The following is a 12,464-nucleotide window of genomic DNA, read 5'->3' on the forward strand; positions in this document are numbered from 1 at the left end:
TTTCAGAGAGTATCGGAGTAATCCGACACAGTTCCCGTGGTTTTCTCCACCGGTGTGGCGGCCACCGGTTCAGCGGTCGGCACCGGAGTCGGGGCATCGATGCCGCCGGGTGAGGTATCCAAAGGCGATGCCTGGTCGTCGGTGAGGTTGTCCCAGTTCTCGGCATTGCGGGCGCGCCGCTTGTCGTTGAACCGCGCCACCTGCACCGCGATCTCGAACAGCAGCGTCAGCGCGAGCGCCAGCGCCAGCATGGAGATCGGGTCCTGCGGGGTCACGATGGCCGCGAACACGAACAGGCCGAAGATCAGCCCGCGCCGCCACTTGGTGAGCCGCGCGTAGGTCAGCACCCCGAGGAAGTTCAAACCCACGATGAGCAACGGTGTTTCGAAGCTCACACCGAAGATCACCAGCAGCTTGATGATGAAGCTGAAGTATTGCGCACCGCTCAGGGCGGTGATCTGCACGTTGTTGCCGATGGTCATCAGGAAGCTGAGGGCATGGGCGACAACCCAGTACGCCAGCACCGCACCCGCGACGAACAGCGCCGCGCCCGCGGCCACGAAGGAGATCGCGTACTTGCGCTCCTTGGCGTACAGGCCCGGGGTGATGAACGCCCACAGCTGATACAGCCAGAACGGGCTGGCCACAACGACACCCGCGGTCGTACCGACCTTCAAGCGCAACGTGAACTGTTCGAACGGCGCGGTCGCCAGCAACCGGCAGGCGCCGTCGGCGCTCAGATTGGCCCGCGAGGACGCGGGCAGATCACAGTATGGGCCGCGCAGGATCTCACCGAGGCTCTCGATCCCGAAAAAGGAATGCGAGTACCAGAAGAACCCGAACAGGGTGCCGATCGCGATCCACGCCAGCGCGACGAGCAATCGCTTGCGGAGCTCCGACAGGTGATCCACCAGGGACATGGTGCCGTCGGGGTTCGTGCGGCGCTTGCTGCGCCGGGGATCGAACGGGATGCGTATACGCATGTGTGTGTGACTGCCTCCGCCTTGCGGCCGACAAACCGGAGCCTTGCGGCCACCCGGACCCGGACAACGACCGACCCGGGATGAGACCACTCATCCCGGGCAAAAACGTGGTCTCAGGCCTTCTGCTGGTCGTTCGGCTGCGGCGCGGGCTGCGGCGCCGGCTGGGCCGGGGGCAGTTGGGCCGGCGGCTGCACCGGCTGGGCCTGGGCCTCGGGAGTGGCCTCACCCGTCTTGCCCTCGTTCTGCATCTGGCTGACCTCGGTCTTGAAGATGCGCATCGAGCGTCCGAGGCTGCGGGCAGCATCGGGCATGCGCTTCGAACCGAAGAACAGCAAGAAGATCAGCACGACGATCAGCAAGTGCCACGGGCTGATGGCGCCTGTCATTCCATTACCTCCAAAGACTCTGGTGAGTCCGACTCTACCGGACCCGCATATCGCGAAGCTTCTTGTCAACCCTTGTTCGCCGCGCCGTCACCCGCGGCCGCCGCTCCGGTTGGTCGCCGCGGCCGTGAGTTGTGCGAGCAATTCCGGGCCCGACCAGGTGCGCCGGTCGCCGTTCTCCGCGGCTGTCACGAGGTCGATCAGCTTTTGGTTCACCGGCGTGGGTATTCCTACCATGGCGCCGAGGCTGACGATTTCACCGCACAGCCAAGGGATTTCGGTTTTGCGCCCGGCGGCGAGGTCGTCGGCCATGGACGAGCGGGCCACCGGATCGACTGCCAGCACTTTCGCGGCAACCCTGCGGAACACGCCGTCGGGGACGGTCAGCAGCCGGGCCATCGCTTCCGGGGGCAGCGGGGTGAGCCGGGCCGGGCGGATGCGGGCCGCAGCCATGGCCGCGAGGGCCTCGCGCTGGGCCAGCGACAGGCAACGGCGATAGTCGCGGGCGCCCAGTTCCTCGCGCAGCGGGCGGCCCGAGAGCGCGTTGATGGGATTGTTCAGGTTCAGCAGCAGCTTGGCCCATTGCACGGGCAGCAGGTCCGGGTGCCGTTTGAAGCCGAGACCGGACTTGCCGAGGATCGGGGCGAAGCGGTTGAGGACCGGGTCGTCGGCGATGTCGACGGTGCCCGCGGTGCCGCGGTGGAAGCGGCCCTGGCCGTGGTGGACGACATTGAACATGACCATGCCCGCGAGCACCACGCAGGTGGGCAGGATCTCCCGGATGACCGCGTCGTTGCCGATGCCGTTCTGCAGGCTGACCACGACCGTGCCGGGCTTGACCAGACCGGCCAGTTGCGCGGCGGCGGTCGCGGTGCCCGCGGATTTCACCGTGATCAGCACCAGATCGGTGTCGCCGGTCGGCTCGGTCGCGGTGTGGAAGGCGCTCGGCTCGATCGTCGCGCTGTTCCCGTCGAGATCGGTGAGCCGCAGGCCGTAGGTGCGCAGTTCGTCGAGCACGCGCGGGCGGCCGACGAAGGTGACCTCGGCCCCCGCCGCGGCCAGCCTGCCGCCCACATAGCATCCGATACTGCCCGCTCCCAGTACGGTCACGCGGAAACTCAAGCGGGACCGACCCCCTCGAGGCCCGGGGTGAAGGCATTGTCCTCGGCGGCCGCGGCATAGGCCGACAGCGCCGAGCTGGAGCGTTCCCGAACCGCGGTGACCAGTTCGGCCGGGCCGAGCACGGTCACGCCCGCGCCGAAGCCGAGCAGCAGCCGGGCCATCCAGTCCAGGGTGGCGAAGCGCATGGTCGCCTCGACGCTGCCGTCGTCGTGGGTGGTGACCTTGTGCATCGGGTACTGCTCGAGCACCCAGGCGTAGTCGGGGCGAATCAGCAAGCGCGCCAACGGGACCGCGGGATCGTCGACGAACAGGTCCAGCGCGGCGGTCTCGTCCGCGGCGGCGTCGGCGGGCGGGCGCGCGGGTTCGTCGAGTTCGGTCGCCTCCTCGATGCGGTCGAGGCGGAACAGCCGGACGCCCTCGGCTTGCCGGCACCATGCCTGCAGATAGCTGTTGTTGTCCACCAGCACGATTCGGATCGGGTCCACGACACGCTCGGACACCACATCGCGGCTCGCCGAGTAGTAGACCAGGCGCAGGGCGTGGTCGTGCTCGAGCGCGGACCGGACGGTCGCCACGGCGGGCGCCTCCACCGGCACCGGCTGGGTCGGGCCCGCGAATTCCACTCCGGAGATGGCGGATTCGATCTTCGCGGTGGCCGCGTGCGCCGCGCTCGGATCCACCATGCCGGGTAGGTCGGCGATGGAGCGCAGCGCCACCAGCAGGGCGGTCGCCTCCAGCGAGGTGAGCCGCAGCGGCCGGTCGATGCCCGCGGAGAAGGTGACCTCGATGCTCTCCTCGGAGAACGACAGGTCGATGAGATCACCGGGACCGTAGCCGGGCAGGCCGCACATCCACAGCTGGTTCAGGTCGGTCATCAGCTGTTTGGTGGAGACGCCGAGTTCGGCAGCCGCCTCCGCCGCGCTGATGCCCGGATTGGCCTGGAAGTAGGGGACCATGTTCAGCAGCCGGGCCAGGCGGGTCGAGAGCCGACTGGTGGCGGCCGCACTCCCCCGCCGGTCCTTGGCGCCGTCGGAAGACCGTCCGCCATCGGAGTTTCCGCCCTTGCGGCCACTGTTCGTGTCGGTCACGTTGTCTCCCCGGCGTTTCCGCGCCCCCGACTCGCTCACGCGCTGACCTCCGTCCGTTCCAGCACCGACTTCAGGCGCGCGATCACATTGTCGCGCAGTTCTTCCGGCGCGAGCACCAGGGCGTCCGCGCCGAGTCCGGTGATGAGCCGGGCCAGCCAGTCGCGCGAGCGGATGGGCACCTCCACGATCGAACCCTTGCGGCCGCCCAGGGTGCGCTCCTCCATGATCGGACCCAGGCGGCGGATCTCCTGCCCGCGCCCGTCGGCCACCCACACCGTGGCCGATCCGGTGATCGGCGTCTGCGCGGTAACCTCGGCGACCACCGCCCGCAGGTCCAGGTCCTCGGGCTTGTGCACGGCATTGGCCGGGCCGTATTCGACGATGTCCTCATCGATTCGCGAGATCCGGAAAACGCGGCGGTCGTCGCGCATGTTGTCGTGCCCGACCAGATACCAGCGCCCGTGATGAGTGACCACACCCCACGGCTGCACATCGCGCTCCACCGGATCCCCGTGCGACTGACGGTGTTTGAACTTCACCGACCGTCCAGCATCGATCGCGGCGAGCAGCTTGCCCAGCACCGGCTCCGAACCGCGCGTACGCGCCGGGACCGCGGGCACCGCCGACACCCCGGCGTCGGGCTCCACGTGAATCCCGGCCGCGCGCAGCTTGAGCAGCCCGCTCTCGGCGGCCGCCGCCAGCTCCGGCGACTCCCACAACTGCACCGCCACCGCCACCGCGGCGGCTTCCTCACTGGTCAGGTCGATATCGGGCAGTTCGTAGGCATCCCGGTTGATCCGGTAGCCCTCGACGCTCGAATACCGGCTCACCGGACCGATTTCCAGCGGAATGCCCAGATCGCGCAGCTCGTTCTTGTCCCGCTCGAACATGCGGCTGAACGCCTCGTCGCTCGCGGACTCCTCGTACCCGGCCACACTGTCGCGGATGCGCTCCGCGGTGAGGAACTGCCGGGTGGACAGCAGCGCGATAACCAGATTCATCAACCGCTCGACCTTGGATATCGCCACCCGATAGAGAGTAATGGGCGCGTCGCCGGTGTGGAGCATGGGCGGTCGCGTTTTCCCACCGGCGTTCCCCGGACAGACGGACGGGCCGCGAACCGAGGGGCGGTTCGCGGCCCGTCATCCGGTACCTACGCGGAGGCCGGTACCCGGGTTCATCCCTGGGTCGAGGCGATGAGCCGACGACGTCGGGGCGATGAGCCGACTACATCGAGGCGATGAGCCGACTACATCGAGGCGATGAGCCGATCCACTCGTTCGTCGACCGAGCGGAACGGGTCCTTGCACAGGACCGTCCGCTGGGCCTGGTCGTTGAGCTTCAAGTGGACCCAGTCCACGGTGAAGTCGCGACCAGCCTCCTGCGCGGCGGTGATGAAATCGCCGCGCAGCTTGGCCCGGGTGGTCTGCGGCGGCGTGGTGACCGCGGCATCCACCGCCTCGTCCTCGGTGACCCGTTTGGCCAGACCCTTGCGGGCTAGCAGGTCGAAGACGCCGCGGCCGCGCTTGATGTCGTGGTAGGCCAGGTCCAGCTGGGCGATCTTGGGATCGGACAGCTCCATGTTGTAGCGGTCCTGGTAGCGCTGGAACAGCTTGCGCTTGATGATCCAGTCGATCTCGGTGTCGACCTTGGCGAAGTCCTGCGCCTCGACGGCGTCGAGGGTGCGGCCCCACAGATCCACCACCGCGTCGACCTGCGGATCGCGATCGCGGTTGCGCAGATGCTCGACGGCGCGGGCGTAGTACTCGCGCTGGATGTCGAGCGCGGAAGCCTGACGGCCCCCGGCCAGCCGCACCGGACGGCGCCCGGTGAGATCGTGCGACACCTCGCGGATGGCGCGAATCGGGTTGTCCAGAGCGAAGTCTCGGAACGCGACCCCGGCCTCGATCATCTCGAGCACGAGCGAGGCCGTGCCCACCTTGAGCATGGTCGTGGTCTCGGCCATGTTCGAGTCGCCCACGATCACGTGCAGGCGCCGGTACTTCTCGGCATCGGCGTGCGGCTCGTCGCGGGTGTTGATGATCGGCCGCGACCGGGTGGTCGCCGAGGAGACGCCCTCCCAGATGTGCTCGGCCCGCTGCGACAGGCAGAAGGTGGCGGCCTTGGGCGTCTGCAGCACCTTCCCGGCCCCGCAGATCAACTGCCGGGTAACCAGGAACGGCAACAGCACATCCGAGATCCGCGAGAACTCCCCGGCACGCACCACGAGGAAGTTCTCGTGGCAGCCATAGGAGTTGCCGGCGGAGTCGGTGTTGTTCTTGAACAGATAGATATCGCCGCCGATACCCTCCTCCGCGAGCCGCTGCTCGGCGTCTATGAGCAGATCCTCGAGGACCCGCTCGCCGGCGCGGTCGTGAGTGACCAACTGCACCAAGCTGTCACATTCGGCCGTGGCGTACTCCGGATGGGAACCGACATCGAGGTAGAGCCGGGCACCATTACGAAGGAACACGTTCGAGCTACGGCCCCAGGAAACTACCCGGCGGAACAAGTACCGGGCCACCTCGTCAGGACTCAACCGACGGTGACCGTGGAACGTGCACGTCACCCCGAATTCGGTCTCGATCCCCATGATTCGTCGCTGCACCCTATCGACATTACAGCGCTGAAGTCCCCGGTAACCGGCTTGTCGGACAGCTCATGCAAACGTATTCACAACGATTTAGCACGGGCTGCAACGCCGCACGCGTCTTACCCTGCGAAAAAGCAAGGCTCCTTTGCACTCTGCTATTGAGAGTGCAAAGGAGCCTTATCCCGAATAGCGGGATTTCGCTGGAACCGTTGCGGGCCCTTACTCGACCTTCCGGGGGCCTAGGAGGGGTCTCCGCTCGACGGCTTCTCGGCCTCGGCGGCCGCTTTCGCGGTGGGCGCCTTGCCGGTGATCAACTGCGACAGCGCCGCGCCCTGGATGCGGCGGAACGCCCGCCGCGGCCGGGACTGCTCGAGGGTTGCCACCTCGAGCGAGCCCGAGTTCAGGGTCCGGGCCTTGTCCTTGTCGCCCTCGGGGACGGCCTTCTGCAGCGCGGCCACCGCCGTGGCGATCGCCGAATGCAGGTCCATGCCGGGCTTGTAGGAAGCCTTGAGGGCGGTGGTGATCGGGTCGGTGTTGCCGCCCATCACCACGAATTCCCGTTCGTCGACGATGGATCCGTCGAAGTTGATGCGATACAGCACCGAGTTGGTGGACTGCTCCGGGTAGCCCACCTCCGCGACGCAGATCTCCACCTCGTAGGGCTTGAGCTGGTCGGTGAAGATGGTGCCGAGGCTCTGCGCGTAGAGGTTGGCCAGGAAGCGGCCGGTCACGTCGCGGCGGTCGAACTGGTATCCGCGCAGGTCCGCCTGCAGGATGCCGCCGCGACGCAGCGCCTCGAACTCGTTGTACTTGCCGACCGCGGCGAAACCCACCCGGTCGTACAACTCACTGATCTTGTGGAGGGTGGCCGAGGGGTTCTCGGCCACGAACACCACGCCCTTGTCGTAGACCAGCACGACGACACTTCGACCGCGCGCGATGCCCTTGCGCGCGAGCTCGGTCTTGTCGCGCATGATCTGTTCGGCCGACGCGTAATACGGCAGTGTCATGCTTCGCCGATCCCCTCTGCCGCCTGCGCGGCCCGCTCCTCCACCATGGCCCGGGTGATCTCCTTGAGCCGCTCCTCGGTCACTTCCTCGGAGCCCTCGGCGTCGATCACGATCGCCGTCGGGTAGATGTTGCGCATGGTGTCCGGCCCGCCGGTGGCGGTGTCGTCATCGGCGGCGTCGAAGAGCGATTCGATCGCGATCCGCAGCGCCCGGTCCTGATCGATACCGCGCGCGTAGGTCTTCTTCAGCGACGACTTGGCGAACAGTGAACCCGACCCCACCGCGGTGTACCCGAAGCGCTCCTCGCTGCGACCACCGACCACGTCGTAGGACACGATGCGCCCGGCCTTGTCCGGGTCCAGCGCGTCCGGGTCGTAGCCGACCAGCAGCGGCACCACCGCGAGACCCTGCAGGGCCGCGGGGAGGTTGTCGCGCACCATCTTCGACAGCTTGTTGGACTTGCCGTCGAAGGTGAGGGGAACGCCCTCGATCTTCTCGTAGTACTCGAGCTCCACCGCGAACAGGCGGATCATCTCGATCGCCATGCCCGCGGTGCCGGCGATGCCGGCCGCGGAGAAGGTGTCGGTGATGTACACCTTCTCGATGTCGCGCTGGGCCAGCAGGTTTCCCTGGGTGGCGCGGCGATCACCCGCGATCAGCACACCGCCGCGGTAGCTGACCGCGACGATGGTGGTGCCGTGCGGGGCGATATCCGACGGCACGCCCGGATTCGGGTGGGTGCCGCCGGATCCGATCACGTTGCCGGGCAACAGTTCCGGAGCGTGGAGACGCAGGTACTCGGAGAAAGAGGATTGGGCGAACCCCAACTGGAGCCGCAGGGGGTCACCTTGGGTCACTGGCCGCCCTTCTGCACGTATGCCCGGACGAAGTCCTCCGCGTTCTCCTCGAGCACGTCGTCGATCTCGTCGAGCAGGTCGTCGGTTTCCTCCGCGAGCTTCTCGCGGCGTTCCTGTCCGGCAGCGCCGGTTCCGTCCGGGCCCTCATCCTCGTCGCCACCACCGGCGCGCTTGGTCTGCTCTTGTGCCATAGCAGCCGACCTCCTCTGTGATCATCGGCGAGCACCGGAGAAGATCCGATGCTCGTCCCCCAACACTACCCATCAGCCCGGACAACATGCCGGATTAAACGCCATTGTGCTGTCCCCGCGATCTCTCCGCCGCCATGTCGAGGACATGAAAAAGGGGCACACGGTTTGCTCCGTGTACCCCTTTTCACACTCGTCAGTGGGTGAGTTGCTGCACCAGCTCCGAGGCGGTGTGCACGCCGTCGAGCAACTTCCCGACATGGGACTTGGTGCCGCGCCGGGGTTCCAGCGTGGGAATCCGGACCAGGGAGTCGCCGCCCAGATCGAAGATGACCGAATCCCAACTGGCGGCGGCGATGTCCGCGCCGAAGCGGCGCAGGCACTCGCCGCGGAAGTAGGCGCGGGTGTCGGTGGGCGGGTTGGTCATGGCGTCCATCACCTGCTGCTCGCTGACCAGACGCTGCATGGAGCCGCGCGCCACCAGGCGGTTGTAGAGGCCCTTGTCCAGGCGGACATCGGAGTACTGCAGGTCGACCAGGTGCAGCTTCGGGGCCGCCCAGGACAGGCCCTCGCGGTTGCGCATGCCTTCCAGCAGGCGCAGTTTGGCGGTCCAGTCCAGCAGGTCCGCGGTTTCCATCGGGTCGCGCTCGAGCAGGTCGAGGACGTGGGCCCACTTCTCGATGACGTCCTTGGTGCGAGCGTCATCGTTTCCGTTGCGGTCCATGAACTTCTCGACGCGGTCGAGGTAGATGCGTTGCAGCGCAAGGCCGGTCAGTTCGCGTCCGTCGGAAAGGGCAACGGTGGCACGCAGAGTCGGGTCGTGGCTGATGGTGTGCACGGCCGTCACCGGGCGGGCCAGCTGCAGATCGGAGAGGTCCTCGCCGGCCTCGATCAGGTCCAGCACCAGGGCGGTGGTGCCGACCTTGAGGTAGGTGGACCATTCGGCGAGGTTGGCGTCGCCGATGATGACGTGCAGGCGGCGGTACTTGTCGGCGTCGGCGTGCGGTTCGTCGCGGGTGTTGATGATGCCGCGCTTGAGCGTGGTCTCGAGCCCGACCTCGACCTCGATGTAGTCGGCGCGCTGGGACAGCTGGAAACCGGGCGTATCGCCGGACTGGCCGATGCCGACCCGGCCGGAGCCGCAGATCACCTGGCGCGAGGCGAAGAACGGGGTGAGCCCGAGAATGATCTGGTTGAACGGGGTCTCGCGGCTCATGAGGTAGTTCTCGTGGGTGCCGTAGGAGGCGCCCTTGCCGTCGACATTGTTCTTGTACAGCTGCATCCGGGCCGCGCCGGGCACGCTGGAGGCGTAGCGGGCGGCGGCCTCCATGACGCGTTCGCCGGCCTTGTCCCAGATCACGGCGTCGAGCGGGTCGGTGACCTCGGGCGCGGAGTATTCGGGGTGGGCGTGGTCGACGTAGAGGCGAGCCCCGTTGGTGAGGATCATGTTCGCCGCCCCGACCTCGTCGGCGTCGATCACCGGCGCGGGCCCGTTGAGCCGCCCGAGATCGAATCCGCGCGCGTCGCGCAGCGGTGATTCCACCTCGTAGTCCCAGCGTGTGCGCTTGGCGCGGGGCACGCCCTCGGCCGCGGCGTAGGCGAGCACCGCCTGGGTCGACGTGAGAATCGGGTTGGCCGACGGCTCGGTAGGCGTCGAAATGCCGTACTCGACCTCGATTCCGATGATGCGCTGCATGGCTTCGAGCCTAGGCGAAGGGCACGCCCGGACGCGGGTGGACTGTCCGGGTTGGGCGTACTTCCGCATTCGCTCCAGCCATGCGCGCAGCTGAGGACGGCTACGCCGACAGCGCCCATCGTGTCATTCGCGAGTCCGCCGAGGTCATTCGCGAGTCGTATGCCGCATCGTCCTCGCGGGCGATCCGCGCCGGACGGGCGCCACGGAACAATGACCGACATGGTCGAATCGGCTTCCCTGCCCCGCCCGCCACATCCGGACGGCACCGTTGCCGACCCCTCGAATCCGCTTCCCGCCCAGTCGCCTTCGGCCCGCGTCGCCGCGCTGGACGTGTTGCGCGGCATCGCGATCCTGGGCACGCTGGGCACCAATATCTGGATCTTCACCAATGTCGAAGGGCTGCTCGGCTATATCGGGCGCAGTGACGAACCGCACGGCGCGTGGCTGTGGATCGAGAAATTCCTGCAGCAGTTGGCGCAGGGGAAGTTCCTGGGGCTGCTGACCATCATGTTCGGCATCGGGCTGGCTATTCAGCAGCGATCGGCGGCGCGGGCGGGACGGGCGTGGCCGGGCGGGTATCCGGTGCGGGCGGGGCTGCTGTTCCTGGACGGGCTGGTGAACTTCTTCCTCGTCGCCGAGTTCGACGTGCTGATGGGGTATGCGGTCACCGGCCTGGTGGTGGCGTTCATCCTGGCGACGAGCCCGAAGGCGCAGCGGCGCTGGCTGATCGCGCAGGCGAGCATTCATCTGACCATGCTGACGCTGTTCGCGGTGGCGATCACGTTCGGGCCCAAGGATTCCGGCGGCGGTCACGAAACGCTGGATCCGAATCCGTATGCGGACGGGTCGTTCTGGGATCTGGTGGTGTTCCGGTGGGAGCACCTGCTGATGTTCCGGCTCGAACCACTGCTCATCTTCCCGATGTCGATCGCGTTGTTCCTGCTCGGCGCGCGGCTGTTCCGGGCCGGGATCTTCGAGCGCGACGGTGCGCGAATCCGCAAGCGGCTCATGGTGATCGGCTTCGCGGTGGCGGCTCCGATCGATCTGGTACTGGGGATGATCGGCGGCGATCTCATCGTGCTGACCCGCTACGGCACCGCTCCCCTGGTCTCCCTGGGCATTCTGGCCCTGGTCGCCGAGGTCTACGCGCACCGGCCCGGGCCGGGCTGGGTGGGTCGGCGGTTCAGCGAGGTCGGCCGAATGGCCTTGAGCTGCTACATCCTTCAGAATCTTGTAGCCGGATTTCTCTGCTACGGATGGGGTCTGGGTTTGGCGAGCCTGGTGTCGGCCAACTCCCGGGTGCCGTTCACCGTCGGTATCTATGTGCTGGTCTGCGCGCTCATGCTCAGCTTCGCGCACTTGTGGCTGCGGCGCTTCGAGCGCGGGCCGGTGGAATGGCTGTGGAATCGCAGCTACCGCATGCTGACCGGCGCCTGAGCAGTCCGGCAGCTACTCCACGTCGTCGATGGAGCGCAGGTAGGGCGATTGGCCGTCGATGCAGCTCGACAACCGATACAGGCTGTGCGCCGGAACGATATCGATGAACTGCTCGCTGCCCGAAGTAGGGCCGCCGTCGAAGTCGCTGTACACGCACTCCATGTAGCCCGAGACCACATAGTCGTGGTCGGTGTCGTTGCGGCAGTCCAGGGTGTCGCAGCTCAGGCCCTCCGGCAGCACGGCATCCGCGGCCGCGGCGCCCGGGACCAGCAGCGCTCCGCCGAAGCCCGCCACCACGGTCGCGCGAAGCACTGCCGCACCCAGGGATTCACGCACGCGCGGCCTCCGTCCGAGAGAACAAGTCGGCGACCACCGTATCGCGCGTCAGCGGCACGTCCAAGCTGCGCGCATTGCCCTCGAGCAGCGCGAGCACCGATTCGACGAGGATGCCCTCGACTTGCTCCGATGTCAGGGTGGGGGCGGCGCGCCAACTGTTGACCACCCCGTCGACGAAGCCGACGGTGCCGAAGGCCATGGGGCGGGCACGGTTCCGATCGATGCCGAAGCGCTGCAGGGTGTCGGCGAACAGGTCGGCCAAGTGGCCGCCGATGCGGTCGCGGGCTCCGGCCAGTGCGGTGGACGAGTCGCCGTGCGGGTCGGCGGCGGCCAGGAAGCGGTGCAGATTCGGATGCAGTTCGATCCAGCCGACGTAGGTGCCGACCGCGCCGCGCACCAGATCGCGGACGGTGCCCTCGGGGTGCAGACGCGGAAGCAGTTCGGCCATCAGCGATTCCAGGATGTGGCGGCGGATGGCGTCGTCGAGGTCCGAGCGACCGTCGAAGTGCCGGTACACGACCGGGCGCGGGACGTGCAGGCGGTCGGCGATCTGCTGTACGGAGATCTCGGTGCCGTTCTCCTCGATGACGGCCAGTGCGGCGTCGAGCATCTCGGTGCGGCGCTGTGCCTTGTGGCCGTCCCAGCGGGTGCTGCGGCCGTCGGCGGCGCGCTCTCGGTCCCGGGAAGCGGGCTGCGCGATTCTGCGTCGGGTGCCGGTCACTCGGCTCACGATACTCACTCCATCGTTGACCGAGACAGCATGTACCACTA

Annotated in this window: 13 protein-coding genes; 1 reads left to right on the forward strand and 12 read right to left on the reverse strand. The window is 67.4% G+C overall.

The features are described 5' to 3' along the window. Positions 1–2: 2 nt before the first annotated feature. The 10 genes from tatC to dop form a co-directional block, all read right to left on the reverse strand. A complete protein-coding gene (gene tatC / locus ON43_RS18175; protein WP_040809141.1) occupies positions 3–977 on the reverse strand; it encodes a twin-arginine translocase subunit TatC in 975 nt (324 codons plus the stop codon). 119 nt (positions 978–1,096) lie between these two features. Beyond that, a complete protein-coding gene (gene tatA, locus ON43_RS18180) occupies positions 1,097–1,369 on the reverse strand; it encodes a Sec-independent protein translocase subunit TatA (protein ID WP_040809003.1) in 273 nt (90 codons plus the stop codon). Between the two features lie 87 nt (positions 1,370–1,456). Beyond that, positions 1,457–2,476: a 2-dehydropantoate 2-reductase gene (locus tag ON43_RS18185; RefSeq protein ID WP_245568653.1), complete on the reverse strand. Its 1,020-nt coding sequence runs from the start codon at positions 2,474–2,476 to the stop codon at positions 1,457–1,459. An 8-nt stretch (positions 2,477–2,484) separates the two neighbouring features. Then, complete coding sequence (locus ON43_RS18190; protein ID WP_281033322.1) at positions 2,485–3,462, reverse strand: helix-turn-helix transcriptional regulator; 978 nt, start codon at positions 3,460–3,462, stop codon at positions 2,485–2,487. A gap of 149 nt (positions 3,463–3,611) precedes the next feature. Continuing rightward, positions 3,612–4,604, reverse strand: coding sequence for a helix-turn-helix transcriptional regulator (locus ON43_RS18195; protein WP_040809145.1), 993 nt, complete (start codon positions 4,602–4,604; stop codon positions 3,612–3,614). Between the two features lie 221 nt (positions 4,605–4,825). Further along, the gene (pafA, locus tag ON43_RS18200) at positions 4,826–6,184 is read right to left on the reverse strand and encodes a Pup--protein ligase (protein WP_187703011.1); all 1,359 of its coding nucleotides are present in this window, start codon (positions 6,182–6,184) and stop codon (positions 4,826–4,828) included. A gap of 224 nt (positions 6,185–6,408) precedes the next feature. Next, on the reverse strand, positions 6,409–7,179 hold the full coding sequence (gene prcA, locus ON43_RS18205) for a proteasome subunit alpha (protein ID WP_040809007.1): 771 nt from the start codon (positions 7,177–7,179) through the stop codon (positions 6,409–6,411). After that, positions 7,176–8,036, reverse strand: a complete 861-nt coding sequence (prcB, locus tag ON43_RS18210; protein WP_040809009.1) for a proteasome subunit beta — start codon at positions 8,034–8,036, stop codon at positions 7,176–7,178. Before prcB ends, prcA begins: the two co-directional genes overlap by 4 nt. Further along, positions 8,033–8,227: a ubiquitin-like protein Pup gene (locus ON43_RS18215; RefSeq protein ID WP_040809011.1), complete on the reverse strand. Its 195-nt coding sequence runs from the start codon at positions 8,225–8,227 to the stop codon at positions 8,033–8,035. The genes prcB and ON43_RS18215 overlap by 4 nt, the downstream gene beginning before the upstream one ends. Before the next feature lie 193 nt (positions 8,228–8,420). Next, entirely contained in the window at positions 8,421–9,920 is a 1,500-nt protein-coding gene (dop, locus tag ON43_RS18220) for a depupylase/deamidase Dop (RefSeq protein WP_040809012.1), read from the reverse strand. 219 nt (positions 9,921–10,139) lie between these two features. Between dop and ON43_RS18225 the strand changes: the two genes are divergently transcribed. Next, the gene (locus ON43_RS18225; protein WP_083913520.1) at positions 10,140–11,357 is read left to right on the forward strand and encodes a DUF418 domain-containing protein; all 1,218 of its coding nucleotides are present in this window, start codon (positions 10,140–10,142) and stop codon (positions 11,355–11,357) included. 12 nt (positions 11,358–11,369) lie between these two features. On the opposite strand, the gene ON43_RS18230 is transcribed toward ON43_RS18225, so the two are convergent. Together ON43_RS18230 and ON43_RS18235 are read right to left on the reverse strand one after the other, a co-directional pair. Next, positions 11,370–11,693: a hypothetical protein gene (locus ON43_RS18230; protein WP_040809014.1), complete on the reverse strand. Its 324-nt coding sequence runs from the start codon at positions 11,691–11,693 to the stop codon at positions 11,370–11,372. Next, a complete protein-coding gene (locus ON43_RS18235; protein WP_245568654.1) occupies positions 11,686–12,414 on the reverse strand; it encodes a TetR/AcrR family transcriptional regulator in 729 nt (242 codons plus the stop codon). The genes ON43_RS18230 and ON43_RS18235 overlap by 8 nt, the downstream gene beginning before the upstream one ends. Between the last annotated feature and the right edge of the window lie 50 nt (positions 12,415–12,464).

The organism is Nocardia concava NBRC 100430, assembly GCF_000308815.1.
Classification (GTDB): Bacteria; Actinomycetota; Actinomycetes; order Mycobacteriales; family Mycobacteriaceae; genus Nocardia; species Nocardia concava.

What these genes read in the sequence shown, in the direction of transcription:
- tatA (WP_040809003.1), bottom strand. Translation starts at nt 1,369, where the DNA reads ATGACAGGCGCCATCAGCCCGTGGCACTTGCTGATCGTCGTGCTGATC.
- prcA (WP_040809007.1), bottom strand. Translation starts at nt 7,179, where the DNA reads ATGACACTGCCGTATTACGCGTCGGCCGAACAGATCATGCGCGACAAG.
- ON43_RS18215 (WP_040809011.1), bottom strand. Translation starts at nt 8,227, where the DNA reads ATGGCACAAGAGCAGACCAAGCGCGCCGGTGGTGGCGACGAGGATGAG.
- dop (WP_040809012.1), bottom strand. Translation starts at nt 9,920, where the DNA reads ATGCAGCGCATCATCGGAATCGAGGTCGAGTACGGCATTTCGACGCCT.
- ON43_RS18225 (WP_083913520.1), top strand. Translation starts at nt 10,140, where the DNA reads ATGGTCGAATCGGCTTCCCTGCCCCGCCCGCCACATCCGGACGGCACC.